The 20,007-nt window shown below is 71.2% G+C and carries 18 protein-coding genes; 12 read left to right on the plus strand and 6 right to left on the minus strand.

The window, feature by feature from the left end:
- Positions 1-169: 169 nt before the first annotated feature.
- Positions 170-847: a DUF4230 domain-containing protein gene (locus OG587_RS15940; RefSeq protein ID WP_329091041.1), complete on the minus strand. Its 678-nt coding sequence runs from the start codon at positions 845-847 to the stop codon at positions 170-172.
- A 55-nt stretch (positions 848-902) separates the two neighbouring features.
- Positions 903-2,318, minus strand: a complete 1,416-nt coding sequence (locus tag OG587_RS15945; protein WP_329091043.1) for a hypothetical protein — start codon at positions 2,316-2,318, stop codon at positions 903-905.
- 291 nt (positions 2,319-2,609) lie between these two features.
- Here OG587_RS15945 and OG587_RS15950 point away from each other — a divergent pair, with 291 nt between their 5' ends.
- The 5 genes from OG587_RS15950 to OG587_RS15970 all read left to right on the plus strand — a co-directional run bounded on the left by OG587_RS15950 (position 2,610) and on the right by OG587_RS15970 (position 8,296).
- Positions 2,610-3,143, plus strand: coding sequence for a MarR family winged helix-turn-helix transcriptional regulator (locus OG587_RS15950; protein WP_329091045.1), 534 nt, complete (start codon positions 2,610-2,612; stop codon positions 3,141-3,143).
- A gap of 151 nt (positions 3,144-3,294) precedes the next feature.
- Positions 3,295-4,962 (plus strand): acyl-CoA mutase large subunit family protein, encoded by a 1,668-nt coding sequence (locus OG587_RS15955; RefSeq protein WP_329091047.1) that lies wholly within the window; start codon positions 3,295-3,297, stop codon positions 4,960-4,962.
- Between the two features lie 46 nt (positions 4,963-5,008).
- A complete protein-coding gene (locus tag OG587_RS15960; protein WP_329091049.1) occupies positions 5,009-5,950 on the plus strand; it encodes a tetratricopeptide repeat protein in 942 nt (313 codons plus the stop codon).
- Between the two features lie 188 nt (positions 5,951-6,138).
- Positions 6,139-7,551 (plus strand): NAD-dependent malic enzyme, encoded by a 1,413-nt coding sequence (locus tag OG587_RS15965; RefSeq protein ID WP_329091050.1) that lies wholly within the window; start codon positions 6,139-6,141, stop codon positions 7,549-7,551.
- A gap of 166 nt (positions 7,552-7,717) precedes the next feature.
- A complete protein-coding gene (locus OG587_RS15970) occupies positions 7,718-8,296 on the plus strand; it encodes a YqgE/AlgH family protein (protein ID WP_329091052.1) in 579 nt (192 codons plus the stop codon).
- 83 nt (positions 8,297-8,379) lie between these two features.
- On the opposite strand, the gene OG587_RS15975 is transcribed toward OG587_RS15970, so the two are convergent.
- Entirely contained in the window at positions 8,380-9,015 is a 636-nt protein-coding gene (locus tag OG587_RS15975) for a TetR family transcriptional regulator (RefSeq protein WP_329093879.1), read from the minus strand.
- Between the two features lie 153 nt (positions 9,016-9,168).
- On the opposite strand from OG587_RS15975, the gene OG587_RS15980 reads away from it, so the two are divergent.
- From OG587_RS15980 to OG587_RS16005, 6 genes are all read left to right on the plus strand, one after another.
- Positions 9,169-10,755, plus strand: a complete 1,587-nt coding sequence (locus OG587_RS15980; RefSeq protein ID WP_329091053.1) for a DHA2 family efflux MFS transporter permease subunit — start codon at positions 9,169-9,171, stop codon at positions 10,753-10,755.
- A 138-nt stretch (positions 10,756-10,893) separates the two neighbouring features.
- Positions 10,894-11,145, plus strand: a complete 252-nt coding sequence (locus OG587_RS15985; RefSeq protein ID WP_329091055.1) for a DUF3039 domain-containing protein — start codon at positions 10,894-10,896, stop codon at positions 11,143-11,145.
- A gap of 279 nt (positions 11,146-11,424) precedes the next feature.
- Positions 11,425-12,156 (plus strand): zinc metalloprotease, encoded by a 732-nt coding sequence (locus tag OG587_RS15990; RefSeq protein WP_329091057.1) that lies wholly within the window; start codon positions 11,425-11,427, stop codon positions 12,154-12,156.
- A complete protein-coding gene (locus OG587_RS15995; RefSeq protein ID WP_329091058.1) occupies positions 12,153-13,544 on the plus strand; it encodes an MFS transporter in 1,392 nt (463 codons plus the stop codon). Before OG587_RS15990 ends, OG587_RS15995 begins: the two co-directional genes overlap by 4 nt.
- Before the next feature lie 99 nt (positions 13,545-13,643).
- The gene (locus OG587_RS16000) at positions 13,644-14,510 is read left to right on the plus strand and encodes a hypothetical protein (RefSeq protein WP_329091059.1); all 867 of its coding nucleotides are present in this window, start codon (positions 13,644-13,646) and stop codon (positions 14,508-14,510) included.
- 315 nt (positions 14,511-14,825) lie between these two features.
- Entirely contained in the window at positions 14,826-16,574 is a 1,749-nt protein-coding gene (locus OG587_RS16005; protein WP_329091061.1) for a DEAD/DEAH box helicase, read from the plus strand.
- Positions 16,575-16,883: 309 nt separating this feature from the next.
- Here OG587_RS16005 and OG587_RS16010 read toward each other — a convergent pair whose 3' ends face one another.
- The 3 genes from OG587_RS16010 to OG587_RS16020 all read right to left on the minus strand — a co-directional run bounded on the left by OG587_RS16010 (position 16,884) and on the right by OG587_RS16020 (position 19,592).
- Positions 16,884-17,615 carry a hypothetical protein gene (locus OG587_RS16010; RefSeq protein ID WP_329091063.1) on the minus strand — a complete coding sequence of 244 codons (732 nt, stop codon included), beginning with the start codon at positions 17,613-17,615 and terminating at the stop codon, positions 16,884-16,886.
- 119 nt (positions 17,616-17,734) lie between these two features.
- The gene (locus OG587_RS16015) at positions 17,735-18,310 is read right to left on the minus strand and encodes a nicotinamidase (protein WP_329091065.1); all 576 of its coding nucleotides are present in this window, start codon (positions 18,308-18,310) and stop codon (positions 17,735-17,737) included.
- Between the two features lie 4 nt (positions 18,311-18,314).
- Entirely contained in the window at positions 18,315-19,592 is a 1,278-nt protein-coding gene (locus tag OG587_RS16020) for a nicotinate phosphoribosyltransferase (protein WP_443075622.1), read from the minus strand.
- Between the two features lie 52 nt (positions 19,593-19,644).
- Here OG587_RS16020 and clpS point away from each other — a divergent pair, with 52 nt between their 5' ends.
- Complete coding sequence (gene clpS, locus OG587_RS16025) at positions 19,645-19,932, plus strand: ATP-dependent Clp protease adapter ClpS (protein ID WP_329091067.1); 288 nt, start codon at positions 19,645-19,647, stop codon at positions 19,930-19,932.
- The last annotated feature ends 75 nt before the right edge of the window (positions 19,933-20,007 follow it).

Here is a 20,007-nt window from a genome sequence, read left to right on the forward strand (position 1 = left end):
TGCGCGCCCCGGGCTGAGCGGGGCCTGACGCCCCGGGCGCCGGGGCTCGCGTTCCGGGGCGGGTACGCCGTGGTACGCGCCGGACTCGGGCGTCCGAACTCCCGGTGCCGGGATTCCGGTGCCGAGGTTTTGGCGCCCGGGGCCCCGCGCCGGGCTCGGGAGCCGGGGCTCAGGTCTCGTCGGCGAACTTGACGGTGACCTTCTCGAAGCCGAGGCCCTTCAGCAGGCCCTCAAGCATGATCTTGGTGTTCTGGTCGGCCCGGTTGCGCAGGTCGCTGGCCTGGGCGGCCTCGGCGATCTTCTTCTCGGCGAGGACGTAGAGCTCCCGCTGGTCGGCGGGGGAGGAGGACAGCAGGTCCTCGACCCGGTCGAAGAGGCCGCGCTGCTGGGCGTAGACGTACGAGCGCTTGTTGTCGATGTTCGGCTTCTCCAGCTGGGCGCGGGGCAGCCTCATCGTGACCTCGGTGCGGTCGGGGGAGACCGTCAGGGCGTTGCCGGCGATGCCGCCGAAGTCGACGTAGGCGTCGACGCCGCCGGCCCCGACGAAGAGCGTCCTGCTGCCCTTGACCGCGTCGGGCAGGAAGGCCGCGTCCTTCTCCAGGTCCACCACGACCTGGAAGTTGCCGGTGGCGGCCTCGAAACGGCTGAGGTTGTGGATGGACTCCAGCAGCACGGGCTGGCTGCGGTCGACCGTCTCCTCGCCGAACGGGTTCAGCCACGACCAGGTGAGGCGGGCTCCCACGACGAGAAGGATCACGACGACGAACAGCCCGGCGAGGAAACGCCGACCGCGCCCGCGCCGCGCCACCGGGGGCGCCGTGGGCGGAGCTTCTTGGGAGGCTTTCACAGCGCTCTCCTTCCCCGGACGGTGACCTTCTCACGCGGAGCCTATGCCGATCTCCTCACCCTCGTGGCGACGGGAGCGCGCCGCCCTCGGCGAAGGGGACGCGCCAGGGGCCGGACGGCATGCTCGCCCCGGGGGACGGGGACCCGCCGGGTGCCTGGTGGACGGTACCGGGCCGGGGTTCGGGGCCGGTTGAGGTGCCCCCCGCGCCCTGCCCGGTCTGTCCTGTCTGAGAGGCCTGCACGGCCTGGCCCCCGAAGTGAGTGCTTTGTAGCCGGCAGCCGGTGAAGTCGGCGTAGTAGAGCCGGAGCCAGTCGCGCCGCTGGACGTCCGTGAGGCCGGAGAACCACGCCGCGGCGTACCGGTGCTCCGGGAGCGGCCCGCCGGGAAGCGGCTCGCCGCGCAGCCACGCGGCCACGATGTCGCGGTACCCCGACGCGGGGGTGGCGTCGCACCGGGCGGCCAGGCCCTCGACGAACTCGTCGGCCGCCTTCTCGGCGAACCCGGCCGCCAGGTCGTCGACGTGGATCGCGATCACGCCCGCCGCGACGGGGGCGTTGTCGTGCCGGGGGTGCTGCTCCACCCGGGAGAACTCCCCTGGCGTCCCCGCCAGCCGGGACGCGATCTTGATGAACTCCGAGCTCAGCTCGGGCAGACCGGCGCGCATCCCGGGGTGCACGCAGACCATGATCGGCCACTCCTGGCAGCTGTAGACGACCTGCTGGGCCGAGACCGGCTGCTGCTCGGTGAACAGCCTGGCCATGCCGGTCCCCGCAGCCAGCACCGCGATCAGCGCCGCGGCCAGCACCAGGGCCTGGCGCGTCACGACCGCCGCCCAGCCGAGCAGCAGCGCCGAGCTGATCCCCACCAGCCAGAGCGTCTGATCGGTGAACGCCGCCGCGTTCAACCCCCGGAACGGGTCGTACGGCTCCCGCGTGGCGGGGGCGAGCCGGTCACCCCAGGCCGGCCCCTGGCACAGCCAGGTGAACAGGCTGTAGCAGCCGAGCCCGGCCAGGACCGGTGTGATCGTCCAGGGCAGCAGCCAGCCGACCACCCAGCCGATGACGACGTACAGCGCCAGCCCGGCCGCGCCCATCACCAGGCCGCTGGGCAGCAGCCGCCCGGCCTGCTCCGTGATCATGATTCTGACCGCCAGGACCATGACGGTGGCGGTGAACGCGCCTCCCGTCACCACCAGGATCGCCAGTGGCGCCCGTACCGCCTGCCACGGGGTCATCGACCGCCCGCGCGTCCCGCGCCGCCTGCGCACCGCCACCCAGGCGGCGAACGCGGCCGCCACCGGGCCGGTGAGCCGGAGCGAGCCGATCACCGCGACGATGATGTTCTCCCACGCGCTGACACCGGGAACCAGGACGCTCCACGCCGCGACCACCCCGAGCACGAGCAGGATGGCGACGGCCATCAACCCGCTCTGCTGGAGTTCCTCGCGTGAAACGCCCCTGTGCTCACGCACCGGTGGGCGTGGTGGGAATCCACGCCGCGTCGGTGTGGCCGAAGCCCGTCCGGCGTTCGAACGCCGTCAAGTTGTCGTTCATCAAGCACCCCCCGTGCCGTGAATGTGCGGATGCCGGTCCCCTCGGCACCGGTCCGGCTCGCGTCCCCCGCAGTCCGGACTGAGTCATCGTGGCCACTTGGCCACGGCCTCACCATTCGATGTGGGAACCATAACGGAGCGTGACGTTTGGCGTCCGGGTTCTTGGTGAAGCCATCAGCCCGGTGACTCTGCGTATATGGGCGAATCGGGATGAGGCCGCGCTACCGTAGCCCTGTGGTTACAGGTCAGCTGAATCTCCCGTTTGACCCCATCGAACGTGCCGCAGAGACGTGGCGCGTTCACTTCGGGCCCTCCTCGGCCATGGCCGCCGTCACATCGATCATGAGAGCGCACCAGATCCTGCTGTCGCAACTGGACACGCTGCTCAAACCGCATGACTTGACCTTCGCCCGGTACGAGGCACTGGTGCTGCTGACCTTCAGCAAGACCGGGGCGCTGCCGCTCTCCAAGATCGGTGAGCGGCTGATGGTCCACCCCACGAGCGTGACCAACACCGTGAGCCGCCTGGAACGCGCCGGTCTGGTCCGGCGGATGCCCAACCCACGCGACGGCCGGGGCGTGCTCGCCGAGATCACCGAGCGTGGCCGCGAGACCGTCCAGCGGGCGACCGCCGACCTGATGGCGGCCGACTTCGCCATGCCCATGTACGACGAGGCGAAGCTGGAGCAGATGTTCGACCTGTTCAGGACCCTCCGCGTGGCCGCCGGCGACTTTCAGTACTGAAGGCGACGCTGCGCGCCGCGGTGAGGCCGCTCTTACCCGGCCCCCTCCCTGTCCCGACCACGCGCCTGGCCAAGAATTAGTAGGACGTCCTAGTATCTGCATGAGGCCACAAGCCGAATAAGAAGCCACATGCCGTACAAGGGAGTTGGCCATGGACGCTGAGCGGGTCGAGGCGGGGCGGGCGCGCTGGCAGGCGCGGTTCGACGGGGCGCGCAAGCGCGAGGCGGAGTTCCGCACCCTTTCCGGGATCGACGTGGAGCCGGTCTACGGGCCCGAGGGCGGCGATCCGCGCCTGGAGCGCATCGGCTGGCCTGGCGAGTACCCGTTCACCCGCGGCCTGCACCCCACCGGCTACCGGGGCAAGGCGTGGACCATCCGGCAGTTCGCCGGGTTCGGCAACGCCAGGCAGACCAACGAGCGCTACAAGATGATCCTCGGCGCCGGTGGCGGCGGGCTGAGCGTCGCCTTCGACATGCCGACGCTGATGGGCCGCGACTCCGACGACCCGCGCTCGCTCGGCGAGGTGGGTCACTGCGGCGTGGCGATCGACTCCGCGCTGGACATGGACCTGCTCTTCGACGGCATCCCGCTCGGCGACACCACCACCTCGATGACGATCAGCGGCCCGGCCGTCCCGATCTTCTGCATGTACGTCGTCGCCGCCGAGCGGCAGGGGGTGCCCGTCGGGAAGCTCAACGGCACCCTCCAGACCGACATCTTCAAGGAGTACATCGCGCAGAAGGAGTGGCTGTTCGCCCCCGAGCCGCACCTGCGGCTGATCGGCGACCTGATGGAGTTCTGCGCCACCGACGTCCCCGCGTACAAGCCGCTCAGCGTGTCCGGCTACCACATCCGCGAGGCCGGGTCCACGGCCGCCCAGGAGCTGGCCTTCACGCTGGCCGACGGGTTCGGCTACGTGGAACTGGGCCTGTCGCGCGGCCTGGACGTCGACGTCTTCGCCCCGGGCCTGTCCTTCTTCTTCGACGCGCACATCGACTTCTTCGAGGAGATCGCCAAGTTCAGGGCCGCCCGGCGGATCTGGGCGCGGTGGCTGCGCGACGTCTACGGCGCGAAGACCGACAAGGCCCAGTGGCTGCGCTTCCACACCCAGACGGCCGGTGTGTCGCTGACCGCGCAGCAGCCGTACAACAACGTGGTGCGCACCGCGGTCGAGGCGCTCGCGGCGGTGCTCGGCGGCACCAACTCGCTGCACACCAACGCGCTCGACGAGGTCCTCGCGCTGCCCTCGGAGCGGGCGGCGGAGATCGCGCTGCGCACCCAGCAGGTGCTCATGGAGGAGACCGAGATCGTCAACGTCGCCGACCCGCTCGGCGGGTCCTGGTACGTGGAGGCGCTGACCGACCGGCTGGAGGCCGAGGCCGAGGCGATCTTCACGAGGATCAGGGAGATGGGCTCGGACGGCACGATGACCTCGGGCATCCTGCGCGGCATCGAGGACGGCTGGTTCATGTCCGAGATCGCCGAGGCGGCCTTCGACTACCAGCGCAAGCTGGAGAAGGGCGAGAAGAGGATCGTCGGGGTGAACTGCCACACGGCCTCCCTCGACGAGCCGCTGGAAATCCTCCGGGTCAGCCACGAGGTCGAGCGCGAGCAGAACCGCGTCCTGGCTGAGCGCCGCGCCACCCGCGACCAGGCGGCCGTGGACGCCGCCCTGGCCGCGATGGTGCAGGTCGCCAGGGGTGAGGGCAACATGATCCCCGCCATGCTCGACGCGGCCAGGGCCGAGGCCACGCTGGGCGAGATCTGCGACGCGCTGCGCGACGAATGGGGCGTCTACACCGAACCGGCCCGCTTCTAGCGGTGGCGCGTCGGGGCATCGACCGGGATACGGCAGGATTGGAGTCATGAGCCCAGCGGACTTCACTCGACCCGGATCGCTCCACGGCGCCGTCGATCTCGGCGCCCGCAAGCAGGCACTCGAGGCACAGGCGCGGCGGGAGACCACCGCGCAGGAAACCGGCGGTGTTCCGGCGCCGGTCATCGACGTCGACGACGCCAACTTCGCGACCGAGGTCGTCGAACGCTCCATGAACGGCCTCGTGCTGCTCGAGCTCACCGTCACCCGTGCCGAGCAGGCCAAGCAGTACAGCCTGCTGCTGGAGAAACTGGCCGCGGAGAACACCGGCCGGTGGGTCCTGGCCAGGGTCGACGTCGAGCTCAACCCCCAGATCGCGCAGGCGCTCCGGGTGCAGAACGTGCCCGCCCTGTACGCCATCTTCCAGGGGCAGCCGGTGGCCGTCGTCCCGGGCATCGCCACCGAGCCGCAGCTGCGCGACTGGCTGTCGCAGCTGATGGAGGCGCTCGCCCAGTACCTCCCGCCCCCCGGCGAGGAGGCCGCGGAGGGGGAGGGGGAGCAGCAGCCGCAGGAGCCCCCGGTCGACCCGGACGTGCTCGCCGCCGAGCAGGCCATCGACGCCGGTGATCTCGACGGCGCGGTGGCCGCGTACGAGCGGCTGCTGGCCCGCTCGCCGAACGACCAGGACGCCAAGCTGGGCCTGGCCGGGCTCGGTCTGATCCGCCGGACGCAGGACGTCGACCCGGCCGGCCTGCAGAGCCGCCTGGCCGACCCCGCCGACATCGAGGCCCAGCTGCTGGCCGCCGACTTCGAGATGCTCTCCGGCGAGGTGGACAAGGCCTTCGACCGGCTCGTCAACGTGGTGCGCCGCACCTCGGGCGCCGACCGCGACACGGCCAGGGTGCACCTGCTCGGCCTGTTCGACACGCTTCCCGGTGACGACCCGTCCATCGGCAGGGCCCGGAGAAACCTGGCCAGCGCCCTGTTCTGAGCGGCGTTCCGGGCGATCGTCGCTCCGGGCACCCGGCTCGCGGCCCGTACCGTGGGCCGGGTGGTATGGCGTATGTCGTGACCGCATCTATATGCGCAGGTCCGCCGACCACGGCGCGCCCACCCGTCACGAGATGGCACGATGGAAGCCATCCCAACCAAAGTCAGTCGCAAAGGAGCGGATTGGCTGTGGCCACCGTGCCGAGTGTGTCGTACTCCATCACCGTGCGCCTGGAGGTGCCCGCCGGCGGCAATGCCGTCAGCCAGCTCACCCACGCCGTAGAGTCCGCCGGAGGTGTGGTCACCGCGCTCGACGTGACCACGGCCGGGCATGAGACGCTGCGCATCGACGTCACCTGCGCCGCGCGTGACACCGATCACGCGCAGGCGATCGTCGACAAGCTGGAGGGCGTCGAGGGCGTCGTCATCCACAAGGTCTCCGACCGTACCTTCCTCATGCATCTCGGCGGCAAGATCGAGATGCGGTCGAAGGTGCCGCTGCGCAACCGTGACGAGCTCTCCATGGCCTACACCCCCGGCGTCGCCCGGGTCTCCATGGCCATCGCGCGCAACCCCGAGGACGCCCGCCGCCTGACCATCAAGCGCAACACCGTCGCCGTCGTCACCGACGGCTCGGCGGTGCTCGGCCTGGGCAACATCGGCCCGGCCGCCGCGCTCCCCGTCATGGAGGGCAAGGCCGCGCTGTTCAAGCGGTTCGCCGACATCGACGCCTGGCCGATCTGCCTGGACACCCAGGACGTCGACGAGATCGTGCGTACGGTGCAGATCATCGCCCCCGGCTTCGGCGGCATCAACCTCGAGGACATCTCGGCGCCGCGCTGCTTCGAGGTGGAGCGGCGGCTGCGCGACCTGCTGGACATCCCGGTCTTCCACGACGACCAGCACGGCACCGCGATCTGCGTGCTGGCCGCGCTCACCAACGCGTTGCGCGTGGTCGGCAAGGACCTGGGCGAGGTCCGCATCGCCCTGGCGGGCGCGGGCGCGGCCGGTACGGCGGTGCTGCGCCTGCTGCTCGCGGCGGGCGCCCGCAACATGATCGTCTGCGACTACCTGGGCGCCGTGCACCGCGGCCGCCAGGACCTGGACGACTCGCTCCAGTGGATCGCCGACCACACCAACGCCGAGGGCTACTCCGGTGACCTGCGCGGCGCGGTCAAGGGCGCCGACGTGTTCATCGGCGTGTCCGCGCCCGGCATCCTCAACGGCGACGACATCGCCTCGATGGCCAAGGACGCCGTGGTCTTCGCGCTCGCCAACCCCGAGCCCGAGATCTCGCCCGACGACGCCCGCGAGTACGCCGCCGTGGTCGCCACCGGCCGCTCCGACTACCCGAACCAGATCAACAACGTGCTGGCCTTCCCCGGCGTCTTCCGTGGCCTGCTCGACGCCCAGGCCACCGTGGTCAGCCAGGAGATGCTGCTGGCCGCGGCCAAGGCGCTGGCCGCCGTGGTGACCGCCGAGGAGCTCGGCCCCAACTACATCGTCCCCAGCGTGTTCCACCCGGACGTGTCGGGCGCCGTCGCGGCGGCCGTGCGCGAGTCGGCCGGCGGCCGGGCCCGTACGGGTATGACGGAGGCGTGACGGGGAGGGGCGTGACGGTGGCCCGAGGCCCTCGTCTCCCCCTGGCCGCCCGCTCCGTCTCGGGGAGTGCCCTTCCATGCGCGTCACGTGACACCGGGCGGGGTCCGAACCATTGGAAGCGCGGGTGGAGCAGCGCGAAAGGGGGTTCAACCCTCATGATGGAGGTATGGCGGAGGCGATCTACGTCGGTGGGCTTCTGGTGGCGACCCCGCAACTGGAAGATCCCAACTTCCGGCGCAGCGTGGTCCTGGTGCTGGAACACGACCTCGACGGCGGCACCCTGGGCGTGGTGCTCAACAGACCAAGTGACATCTCGGTGACCCAGGTGCTCCCCACCTGGGACACCATGGTCACCGGACCGTCCGTGCTGTTCCAGGGCGGCCCCGTCCAGACGGACAGCGCCCTGGCGCTGGCCGCCGTCCCGAGCGGGCAGGAACCGCTCGGCTGGCGGCGGCTGCACGCGGGCACCGCGGCCGTCTCCAGGCTCGGCACCGTCGACCTCGACGCGCCGCCGGAGATCCTCGCCGGGGAGATCGCCCAGATGCGCATCTTCGCCGGGTACGCGGGATGGTCGGCGGGGCAGCTGGAGAGCGAGATCGGCGAGGGCGCCTGGTACGTCGTGGACTCCGAGCCCGGCGACACCTTCCACCACGAGCCCGAGTCGCTGTGGCGGGCGGTGCTTCGCCGCCAGAGGGGCGAGCTCGCCTACGTGGCCACCTGCCCCGACGACCCGTCGATGAACTAGCCGGACCTCCCGGACGGACCGCCTCCGAACGACGGCCTCCGAACGACGGCCTCCGGACGACCGCCTCCGAGCTGGCGGAGGTGTCAGGCGGGCCGCTCCGGACGGTCCCAGCCGGGACGCAGGGAGTTTTCGGCCAGGGCGAGGGTCGACTCCAGCCGGGCGACCAGGGCGGTGACGCCGCCGCTGTCCGTGGCCCCGCAGAACTCGAAGCCGACCCGGGTGACGGTGGTGAAGAGCGCCACCACGAAGTGGGGCAGGAGGTCGTCGGGGCCGGCGCCCTCGCGCCGGGCCAGCTCGGTGATCAGTTGCCGCTCGTTCTCCATCAGCCGGCGCACGCTTCCCGCGAAGAGCGCCGGGGTGGCGTCGATCACCTCGTGGACCCGCAGGAACCTGGCGGTGTCGTCGTGGTCCCCCTCCACCAGCACGGTGACCATCGCGCGCAGGGCGTGTGAGAGCGCGGTGAAGGGCGGCTCGCCGGCGGGCCGGGCGGCCAGCTCGGTGAGCATGACCTCCGGCCCGTCGTCGAGCAGGGAGAGGGCGATGTCCTCCTTGGTGGCGAAGTAGCGGAAGAACGTGCGGGGTGAGACGTCGACGGTCGCGGCGATCTGGTCGACGGTCGTCGCCTCGTACCCCTGCTCCTGGAACAGGGTGAGGGCGGCGTCGATGAGCGCCAGCCGTGTCCTCTGCTTCTTGCGCTCCCGTAGGCCGGGCCGACCCATGCTCGTCACCCCTTCGAAACGTATAGTTCACAGTCTGCCATAAGTCACCGGCTGAATTCTAAAAGGATTTGTCACTTGTCAGTGACTGTCATAAATTACCTGGGGTTGACGCCTCAAGCGGGGGCGGACGAAAAGCGCAAGGGGGACCCTTCCATGGCACAGGCCAAGACGGTGGCGACGGCGCCGCCACCGGATCCGGGCAGATCGTCCAGGCAGGGGCACCCGTGGCTCACGCTCCTGGCGGTGTCGCTCGGCGTGATGATGGTGATGCTCGACGGCACCGTCGTCTCCATCGCCAACCCGGTGATCGGCAGGGAGCTCAACGCCTCCCTCTCCGACCTGCAGTGGGTGACCAGCGGCTACCTGCTCGCGCTCGCCGTGTTCCTGATCACGGCCGGCAAGCTCGGCGACCTTTTCGGGCACAAGCGGATCTTCGTGATCGGCATCGCGGGCTTCGCGCTCACCTCCCTGGCCATCGGACTGTCCGACTCCATCACCTGGCTGATCGCCTTCCGCGTCCTGCAGGGGCTCTTCGGCGCCCTGCTGCAGCCCGCGGCCCTGGCCCTGCTCCGCGCCGCCTTCCCGGCCGAGAAGCTGAACATGGCGATCGGTGTCTGGGGCGCGACGATCGGCCTGTCCAGCGCCGCCGGCCCCATCGTCGGCGGCCTCCTGGTGGAGCACGTCAGCTGGCAGTCGGTCTTCTTCATCAACGTGCCGGTCGGCATCGTCGCCCTGATCGTCGGGTTCCTGGTGATCAAGGAGAGCAAGGCCGCCGCCCTGTCCAGGATCGACTGGCTCGGCGTGGTCCTGCTCTCCGGCGCGATGTTCTGCATGGTCTGGGCGATCATCAAGGCCCCCGAGTACGGCTGGGGTGACACCAGGACGCTCGGCTTCCTGGCGGGCGCCGTGGTGCTCGGCGCCGCGTTCGTCTACTGGCAGACCAAGGCCACCGAGCCGTTGATCCCGCTCAGCCTGTTCAGCAACGTCTCGGTCGCGATCGGCACCGTGCTGATGGTGCTGATGGCGTTCTCGATGTTCGGCGCGATGTTCTTCCTCACCTTCTACTTCCAGGGCGTGCACGGCCTGTCGCCGCTCGACTCGGGCCTGCGGATGCTCCCGATGAGCGCGGGAATGATCATCGCCTCGCCGCTGGCGGGTCTGGCGATCGGGAGGTTCGGCCCGAAGATCACGATCTCGGTGGGCATGCTGATCACGGCCGTGTCCATGTTCCTGCTCTCGCGCCTGGGCCTGGAGTCGGAGTACATCGACAGCGCGATCCCGTTCGCGCTGCTCGCCTTCGGCCTGTCCCCGGTGATGGTCGGCGCCACCGAGATCATCGTGGGCAACGCCCCCGAGGAGCTCAGCGGCGTCGCGGGCGGCGTACAGCAGTCGGCGATGCAGGTCGGCGGCTCGATGGGCACCGCCGTGCTCGGCGCGATCGTCGCGGCCAGGGTGGCCGACGTGCTCCCCGGCCAGTGGACGGCGGCCAAGCTCCCACCGCTCCCGCCGGAGCAGATGGCGGGGGTCAACCAGGCCGCCTCGTACGCCCAGGCCATCCCCCTCCCCGGCGCGCCCGAGCCGGTCGTGCAGGCCATCGCCGGCGTCGTGCACACGTCCTTCCTGGAGGGCATGCAACTCGGCTTCGCGGTCAGCACCGGGGTGGCCGTCCTCGCGGCGCTGCTCGCCCTGTTCGTCCGGGCGGGCCGCAAGACCGAGGGTGCCCCGGTCCACATGGGCTGACGCCCTTCACGGCCACCGCCTCGGCACCCGATCCCGGGGCCGATCCCGGGAGGTCGTGCCCGCGCCGGTGGGTCGTGTTTCGCGACCCACCGGCCGCCGGTGCCCCGGGCGCGGTGGCACGGGCATAAAATCGCCAGGGTGAGTACGAAGATTCTCCCTGAGAGCGACGTCCGCCCGGACCTGTCGCACGGCGACGGCGACCACGAGCGCTTCGCCCACTACGTCGAGAAGAACAAGATCATGGAGAGCGCGCTGAGCGGGACCCCGGTCCGCGCGCTCTGCGGGAAGGTCTGGGTGCCGAACCGCGACCCCCAGAAGTTCCCGGTCTGCCCGGAGTGTAAGGAGATCTACTCGGGTCTGCCGAAGGGCGAAGACAGCAACAACGAGTGAGTGTTGCTCATGGGTGATCGCCACAGATGAGGTTACGGTCGGGATGCCGCCGGGGGGCGGCGAACGACCAGTGCCTGGGATCTGTCGGGGGAGTCCATGTTTCGGCGTGCGATCGCTGTTGTTTCCGCATGCCTGTTCACGGTGGGCGCCTCTCCTTCCGTTCCTCCCGTTCCCGCCGTTCCCGGCGGGGGAGCCGCCGCGTCCGGGCCGCCGGGCTGCCTCCCCCCCTCCCAGGCCGCCCGTTCCGTGGTGCCGGGGCACGCGCCCACGCCGTCCCCCGTGCCCGCAGACGGGCCGCGGGGGCCGAGCCCGCTCCAGCCCGCGCTTCCCATCACCGTGCCCACCTGGGTGCACGTCATCACCGACGGTCGTCTCGGCGCGCCCGCCACCGCCGTACGCGCCCAGATCACCACGCTCAACGCCGCCTACTCCGGGGGGCTCGGCGGCGCGGACACCGGGATCCGGTTCAGGCTGGACGGCGTCACCCGTACCGTCAACGCGGCCTGGTTCCGCGAGCCCGTCACCCACGAGCGGATGATCAAGCGGATGCGCAGGGGCGGTCCCGAGACCCTCAACCTCTACCTCGCCCAGCTCGCCCAGCTGGTGCTCGGCTACTCCACCTACCCCCAGGGGTACGTCAAGGAGCCCACCCTCGACGGCGTGGTCGTCGACTGGCGGAGCCTGCCCGGCGGGGCGATGCGCAGTTTCGACCGGGGATACACCGCGATCCACGAGATCGGGCACTGGCTCGGGCTGCTGCACACCTTCGAGAAGGGCTGCGAGCCGCTGGGCGACGGCGTGGCCGACACCGAGCCCGAGGGACAGCCCACCGAGGGCTGCCCGCTGGTCAAGGACACCTGCAAGGGCGGCGGACCCGACCCGATCCACAACTTCATGGACTACTCCGACGACCGCTGCATGTCCGGGTTCACCCCCGGGCAGGCCGTCAGGATGCAGGAGATGTGGGCCGTCTACCGAGGTCGGGGAGCGAACACTACCCTTAACGGGTGACAGCACCGAAGACAGTAGACGCTCCATACGAATCCCCCCGGATCTTCGGTCCCGAGTACCGGACCGCCTCCCTGGGCATCCTGCTCGTCGTCACGCTGATCGCCTTCGAGGGCATGTCGGTGAGCACGGTCATGCCCGCCGTCTCCAAGGACCTCGACGCCCTCGACCTGTACGGGGTGAGCTTCTCCGCCTTCCTCATCGCCGGCCTGCTCGCCAACGTCGTCGCCGGGCTCTGGTCCGACCGGCGGGGGCACGCCTGGCCGTTCCTGCTGGGCGTGGGGCTGTTCACCGCCGGTATGGCCATGGCCGGAGCCGCCGGATCCAAGGAGCTGTTCATCGTCGCCCGGGTCGTGCAGGGCCTCGGCGGCGGCGCCGTCATCGTGGCGATCTACGTGATGATCGCGCGGGTCTACGCCCCGGCGGCCAGGCCCCGGGTGTTCGCCGCGCTGTCGGCGGCCTGGGTGCTCCCCGCCCTGATCGGTCCCGGCCTCACCGGGCTCATCGCCGAGGCCGCGGGATGGAGGTGGGTCTTCTACGGAATCGTGCCGCTGGTCATCCCGGCCCTCGTGATGCTCCTGCCCGCGTTGCGCGCCGGCGGGGACACCCCGGCGCCCACGCCCTCCGCGGGACCCCGCTCCAGGCCGCTGGCGATGACCCTGGCCGCCACCGCCACGGCGTGCGGCGGCGGGGTCCTGCTGTACGGGGCGAGCCACCTCCACGACACCCCGGTGCCGGGCGGGATCGCCATCGTCGCGGGGCTGGCCGCCCTCGCCGCGGGCCTGCCCAGGCTGCTGCCTCCCCGGGCCCTCAGGTTCGGCCGCGGCCTGCCCACCACGATCATGATGCGCGGGGTGCTCGCCTCGGCGTTCTTCGGGGTCAACGCCTTCATCCCGCTGCTCCTCACCAAGGTGCACGGCTTCTCCCTCGCCGAGGCGGGGGTCGCGCTCACCCTCGGCGCCCTGGGCTGGACCACCGGCTCCTACCTGCAGACCCGCCGCTCGTACGACAGGCCGCTGCTGGTGCGGATCGGCGCCGCGGCGATCACCACGGGCATCCTGATGACCCTGCTCGCCCTCGTGCCCGGGGTCAGCGGCTGGGTCACCGTACCCGCCTGGGTCGTCGCGGGGTTCGGCATGGGCATCGGCATGACCAGCGTCAACGTCACCGCGATGCGCCAGTCGCCCGACGCCGAGCAGGGCGCCAACTCCGCCGCGCTCCAGGTTGTCGACACCCTGGGCAGCGCGATCACCATCGGCTTCGGCGGGGTCCTGGTCAACCTGATCGGCCACGACGACATCGCCACCGGCTACACCACGATCGTCGCCCTGATGGCCTTCATCGGGCTCTTCGGGATCGTCGTGGCCCGGCGTATGAGGGACATCTCCTGACTCATTGGTCACTCCTGTAACAGCGATCACCCATAGCCGGATAACGCTGCGGGATGCGTGGTAGGACGGTAGGACCGTCGCCGCCGGGAGGAGGTCCCCGTGCACGAACGACCTCGCCGGTCGGACCCGCCCGACGAGCCCGGCCGTGGCGGGGGGCGCCGATCCCGGCGGGCCCGCAGGGCCGCGCGGGCGGCCGAGGACGCGGTGTGGCCGCCCGCGGACCCGGACCTCGACGACGAGCGCCGTCCTTGGCCGGCGCCCGAGGACGACGAGTACCGTTCCTGGCCGCCGCCCGAGGACGAGCCGTCCGACGCCCGCTCCAACCTGACCTGGCCTCCCCGCATCCCCGAGCCCGGCGACGACCTCCCGCCCTCCGCCCGCTGGTACGGCACGCCCATCGCCCCTCCCGAGCGCCGTCCGGGGCGCCTGCGCCGCGTGCTGCTCGTGCTGCTCGCCCTGGCCGCGGGGGGCGGCGTCATCGCCGGGGTGGCCGTGCTGGCGCTGCGGACGCTGCCCTCCCCGCCGCCGGGGCGGGTGACCGACCCGGTCGCGGGGGTCAGCTACCCGCTGCCCGACCGCTGGCTCGCCGGTACGGTGCCGCCGGTCACGGACTTCACCTCGGCCGCGGGCGACGGCGTCAACACGACCGTGATGGTCATGCCCGCCGAGCCCGCGACCGACGTGCGCGCCACCACCGCCGAGCTCAGCGACCTGTACGCGCGGCTCCTGCTGCACGGCGACGAGGTGGAGGTCGTGGACGACACGGAGATCGCCGTGGGCGCGCGTACCGGGCACGCCCGTTCCCTGCGCGCGGAGTACCTGGACGTGGTGAACCGGCCGGCGTACCTGCGCGTGGTCTTCCTCGCGGGGGGCGGGGGACGCCCGGTGGTCGTGGTCGCGATGACCCAGCCGGACGATCCCGTGTCGAGGGCCGAGATCGACATGGTGATCGCGGGCCTGCGCTGAGCGGGCGTCGCGCGGGTCCGGTCGCGCGCCGAGGGCCCCGGTTCCGCGCGCCGAGGGGCCGGTCCTCGCGGGCGGGGGCGGTTACGCGAGCCGGCGGGTTCCATCCCGATGAGTCGCCGGTCCCGGTCCTGGTCCCGGTCCTGGTCTCGGTCCCGGCTCCGGCTCCGCGAGCGAGCGGGCGGTTCGGCTCCGGGCTCCGGGATCCCGGAGCCGGGATCTCAGCTCCGTGGACCACTAGCACGAGGAGACGACCTTGGCGAGGATCTCGGCGGATCGGCACGTCTTGTCGGCGGCGCAGATTACCCTGGGGACACTGTGAGCACTTTCGCCGCATCCCACCTCTCGCCCTCATATCCGGACCGTGCCGCCTGGGGCACCGCGCCGAAGCTTCGCGCGTGGCAGCAGGAGGCCTATGACCTGTACTCCAGCCGTGAGCCGCGTGACTTCCTCGCGGTCGCCACGCCGGGTGCGGGCAAGACGACCTTCGCGCTCCGCATCGCCAGCGACCTCCTGTCACGAGGGATCATCCGGGCTGTGACGATCGTCACACCGACGGAGCACCTCAAGCAGCAGTGGGCGGACGCCGCGAGCAAGGTCGGCATCGCGATCGACCCCGAGTTCAAGAACAGCCAGGGGGCGACCTCCCGCGACTACGTCGGGGTGGCCATCACCTACGCCCAGGTGTCCATGCACCCGGCGCTGCACCGCGCCCGCACCGAGGCCCGCAAGACGCTCGTGATCTTCGATGAGATCCACCACGCGGGCGACGCGAAATCCTGGGGCGACGGCGTGCGGGAGGCGTTCGAACCGGCCGCCAGGCGCCTCGCCCTGACCGGCACCCCCTTCAGGTCCGACGTCAACCCGATCCCCTTCGTCACCTACGCAGAGGACGGCGACGGGATCCGGCGCAGCCTCTCCGACTACTCCTACGGGTACGGCCCGGCGCTCGCCGACGGCGTCGTCCGGCCGGTCATCTTCCTCGCCTACGCCGGCGAGATGCGCTGGCGGACCCGCGCGGGCGACGAGATCGCCGCGACCCTCGGCACGCCGCTCACCAAGGACCAGCTCGGCCAGGCGTGGCGGGCCGCGCTCGACCCGAAGGGCGAGTGGATCCGCCAGGTCCTCCGGGCGGCCGACCGGCGCCTGACCGAGGTGCGCAGGGGCATGCCCGACGCCGGCGCCCTGGTCATCGCGACCGACCACGAGACCGCCCGCGCCTACGCCCGCCACATCAGGACCATCACCGGGGAGGGCGCCACGGTCGTGCTCTCCGACGACCCCACGGCGTCCAAGAAGATCAAGGAGTTCTCCGCCTCCGAGCAGCGCTGGCTGGTCGCGGTCCGGATGGTCTCCGAAGGGGTCGACATCCCGCGCCTGGCCGTCGGCGTCTACGCGACGAGCATCTCGACCCCGCTGTTCTTCGCCCAGGCCGTCGGCCGTTTCGTCCGCGCCCGCAAGCGGGGCGAGACCGCGTCCGTCTTCGTGCCCTCGGTGCCGACCCTGATGGGCCTGGCCGGGGAGATGGAGGCCGAGCGCGACCACGTGCTCGACCGCAAGCCCCCCGAGGAGGGGCTGGACGACTTCCTCCTGGAGGACGCCCAGCGCAAGAAGGACAACCCCGACGTCGTGGGCGACGAGCTGCCGTTCGAGACCCTGGAAGCGGTCGCCACCTTCGACCGGGTCCTCTTCGACGGCGGCGAGTTCGGCAGCGCCGCGGAGACCGGTTCCCCCGAGGAGGAGGACTTCCTCGGCCTGCCGGGCCTGCTGGAGCCCGACCAGGTTCGCACCCTGCTGAGCAAGCGCCAGTCCGACCAGCTGAAGGCCAAAAGGAACAGGCCCGAGCCCAAGGAGCCACAGCTCGCCCCGCACGAGCTGATCGCCAACCTCCGCAAGGAGCTCAACGGCCTCGTCGGCGCCTGGAACCACCGCACCGGCCAGCCCCACGGCGTCATCCACGCCGAGCTCCGCAGGGCCTGCGGCGGGCCCGCCATCGCGCAGGCCTCCGCCGAGCAGATCCAGGAGCGGATAGGCAAGATCCGCCACTGGGCCACCCAGCGCTCCTGACCCGGTCACCGGGTCGGGCGGGTCCCCGCCTGATCCGGTCGCCCGGCCGGGTGATCATCGGCTGATCCGATCACGCCGGTTCGATCACCGGATCGGGTGGTTCTCACCTGGTCCGGTCACCGGGCCGGGTGATCCGCGCCCGGTCCGGTGATCCCCGTTGGTTCCGGTCACCCGGCCGGTGGTTCGAGCGGCTCGGGACCTCTGATCGGCGGTCTGAGCGGTTCGGGTCGTCCGACCGATGGTTCGAGCGTTTGGTTCGAGCGTTTCCGGTCGCCTGATCGGTGGCCCGGATGGTTCCGTCCGGCCGGGTCACCGGACCGCGGACGGTTCCTCCGGTACGCGACCCGGCCGGATGAGGGCGATCGGCCTGCCGGTCCGCCCGTCGATCGCCCTGAACGCCCCCGTGTCGCGCACCGGCACCGTGAGCGGCACCTCCAGGGAGGCCACGCCGCCGGCGACGCTCACGGGCCACGTGGTGGCACCGGGGGAACGGCGCTCCGCCTTGTCCTCGCGCATCCAGACCTTGATCGTGCGATTCCTGTGGTGCAGGACCACGGTCGCGGTGTCGCACTCGTCCGCCCTGGCCTTCCAGAAGAGCGTCACGCCCCGCGGCGCGCCCTGGCGGCGAGCCAGCCGCACCCGCTCGGGGGCCGGCATCCGCCCCCGGCAGGAGGTGTCACGCGCGCCGGACGCGGCACGCTCGCCAGGCCCGTTCCCGGGAATCCGCTCTCCCGGTCCCGCCTGTGCTCCCCGGGTGTCTCGCGCGCCCTGCTGGGCCGCCTCGGGGAGCGGCGTCGGCGCCTGGGGCGCCGTGGGCGGAGACTGGGGCCGGAGCCGGGGCTCGGTCTGGGCCGCCGGGGACAGGGGCGCGGCGATCGGAGTCCGCGCGGGAACCTGGACGACGGTGGTGGCCCAGATCGTGGCCGCCTCCAGCACGACCAGCGACAGCACGCTCGTCAGCCGTACCAGCGTCCCTCCGCGAAACAGGTTCCACAGGCACAGCGGGGTCAGGATCAGCCAGGAGACGCCGAGCACGAACATGTGAGGTCACCACCGGTAGTAAGAGGTCTCAGCTCTCCGTGATACTCCTGTCGCAACCGGTGATGGTTCTGTTTGCCGATCCATGCCGATCCGGTAATCGTTCGAATGCTCAGAGATCGTCAGGCCGGGCGGACCACGGGGGTTCCCGTGAGGCGGGCTCCGGCGGAGCCGAGTTCGGCGAGGGCGGTCTCGGTGGTCGGGGCGGACACCCCGGCGGTGAGGTCCAGCAGCACCTGAACGGACAGGCCGTGCGCGACCGCGTCCAGGGCGGTGGCCCGCACGCAGTGGTCGGTGGCGATGCCGACGACGTCCACCGCGTCCACGCGGCGCTCGCCGAGCCAGTCGGCCAGGCTCGTACCGTCGGAGGCGACGCCCTCGAAGCCGCTGTAGGCGCCGCTGTGGGCACCCTTGCTGAACACCTCCTCGACACGTGCGGTGTCGAAGGCGGGGTGGAAGTCGGAGCCCGGTGTCCCGGCGACGCAGTGGGCGGGCCAGGTCGTCACGTAGTCGGGTTCGGTGGCGAAGTGGGAGCCAGGGTTGACGTGATAGTCACGGGTGGCCACGACGTGGTCGTAGCCGTGCGAGGCGGCGTGCCGGGAGATGGCCGCGGCCACCTCGGCGCCGCCGCCGACCGGAAGGCTCCCGCCCTCGCAGAAGTCGTTCTGGACGTCGACGACGATCAGTGCTGTTGGCATGCGGTCAGTCAAACACGGTCGGGATTGCGGCATAGCCCCGGGACAGCTGGTGGGCGTTCGAGGGCAGCTCGGCGACGGCCTCGCGGTGCCGCGCGCGGCCCGCGTCCAGCTTCTCGCGGCCGACGATCTCACCCTCCCTGACCAGCGGGCCCTGCAGCGGGCGGGCGTTCGAGGGGGACTCGCCCGAGACGGTGACCAGCTCGGCGACCGCCGTGCCCTCGGCGTCGAGCTCGCGGAAGGCCTCCTTGCGCCCGCCCCGGCTGGGCTTGCCCACCGACTTCTTGGCCACCGGCCGCATGACCCCTTCGGCGTCCTCACGGGCGACGAGCTTGTAGACGAGGGCGGCGGTGGGCGAACCGGAGCCGGTGACCAGCGACGTGCCGACGCCGTAGCCGTCCACGGGCGCGGAGGCCAGCGCGGCGATGGCGTACTCGTCGAGGTCGCTGGTGACGATGATCCGGGTCTTGTGGGCGCCGAGCGCGTCGAGCTGCTCGCGGACCTCGTGGGCGACCTGGCCGAGGTCGCCGGAGTCGAGGCGGACCGCTCCGAGGGAGGGCCCGGCGAGCTCCACCGCGGTCCGTACGGCCTGGGCCACGTCGTAGGTGTCCACGAGCAGCGTGGTACCGGCGCCGAGGGAGGCGATCTGGGCCCGGAAGGCCTGTTCCTCCGAGTCGTGGAGCAGGGTGAACGCGTGGGCCGCGGTCCCGGCGGTCGGTATGCCGTACTCGTGGCCCGCCATGAGGTTGGAGGTGGAGGAGAACCCGCAGAGATAGGCGGCCCGCGCCGCGGCCACGGCCGCCGCCTCGTGGGTGCGCCGCGAGCCCATCTCGATGAGGGGCCTGGTCCCGGCGGCGCGGATCATGCGCGTGGCGGCGGTGGCGATCGCGCAGTCGTGGTTGAGGATCGACAGGATCACGGTCTCCAGCAGCACGGCCTCGGCGAACGTGCCCTCCACCGTCATGATCGGGGAACCGGGGAAGTAGCACTCGCCCTCGGCGTAGCCGTCAACGTTTCCGGAGAACCGGTATCCGGCGAGGAAGTCCAGGGTGGGCTCGTCGACCACCTCGTTGTCCCGCAGGAACGCCAGCGTCCTCTCCTCGAAGCGGAAGGACTCCAGCGCGTCCAGCACCCGGCCGGTTCCCGCCACGATCCCGTAGCGCCGCCCGCCGGGCAGCTGGCGCGCGAACACCTCGAAAACCGCCCGTTTGGCGGCGGCGCCGCTTCTCAGCGCCGCCTCCAGCATCGTCAGCTCATAGTGATCGGTAAGCAACGCGGTGCTCATGCTCTTTGTCACGAGTCGAAGACTAAGCCCGGGGTAGGGCAGACTGGTGAATGTGGGTAGCACCGCTCCAACGGAGGTCGAGCGTCCGTCAATCGACGTACGGCCTGATCTGCCATGGTTGACGATCGTCTGGAATGATCCGGTCAACCTGATGTCCTATGTGACGTACGTCTTCCAGTCCGTTTTCGGATACTCCAAGGAGAAGGCGGAGAAGCTGATGCTCGACGTGCACCACAAGGGTAAGGCCGTGGTCTCCAGCGGCACCCGCGAGGAGATGGAGCGCGACGCGCAGATCATGCACTCGTACGGGCTGTGGGCCACCGTCCAGCGGGATTCGTGAGCGTGCGGGCGACCCGGCACCACACGTCGCCGCGCGGCGAACGGCCGGGCTCGAAGCGGTCGGGCCCGGAGCGAC

Source organism: Streptosporangium sp. NBC_01469, assembly GCF_036227305.1.
Classification (GTDB): Bacteria; Actinomycetota; Actinomycetes; order Streptosporangiales; family Streptosporangiaceae; genus Streptosporangium.

What these genes read in the sequence shown, in the direction of transcription:
- OG587_RS15950 (WP_329091045.1), top strand. Translation starts at nt 2,610, where the DNA reads ATGAGGCCGCGCTACCGTAGCCCTGTGGTTACAGGTCAGCTGAATCTC.
- OG587_RS15955 (WP_329091047.1), top strand. Translation starts at nt 3,295, where the DNA reads ATGGACGCTGAGCGGGTCGAGGCGGGGCGGGCGCGCTGGCAGGCGCGG.
- OG587_RS15960 (WP_329091049.1), top strand. Translation starts at nt 5,009, where the DNA reads ATGAGCCCAGCGGACTTCACTCGACCCGGATCGCTCCACGGCGCCGTC.
- OG587_RS15970 (WP_329091052.1), top strand. Translation starts at nt 7,718, where the DNA reads ATGGCGGAGGCGATCTACGTCGGTGGGCTTCTGGTGGCGACCCCGCAA.
- OG587_RS15975 (WP_329093879.1), bottom strand. Translation starts at nt 9,015, where the DNA reads ATGGGTCGGCCCGGCCTACGGGAGCGCAAGAAGCAGAGGACACGGCTG.
- OG587_RS15980 (WP_329091053.1), top strand. Translation starts at nt 9,169, where the DNA reads ATGGCACAGGCCAAGACGGTGGCGACGGCGCCGCCACCGGATCCGGGC.
- OG587_RS16010 (WP_329091063.1), bottom strand. Translation starts at nt 17,615, where the DNA reads ATGTTCGTGCTCGGCGTCTCCTGGCTGATCCTGACCCCGCTGTGCCTG.
- OG587_RS16015 (WP_329091065.1), bottom strand. Translation starts at nt 18,310, where the DNA reads ATGCCAACAGCACTGATCGTCGTCGACGTCCAGAACGACTTCTGCGAG.
- OG587_RS16020 (WP_443075622.1), bottom strand. Translation starts at nt 19,592, where the DNA reads ATGAGCACCGCGTTGCTTACCGATCACTATGAGCTGACGATGCTGGAG.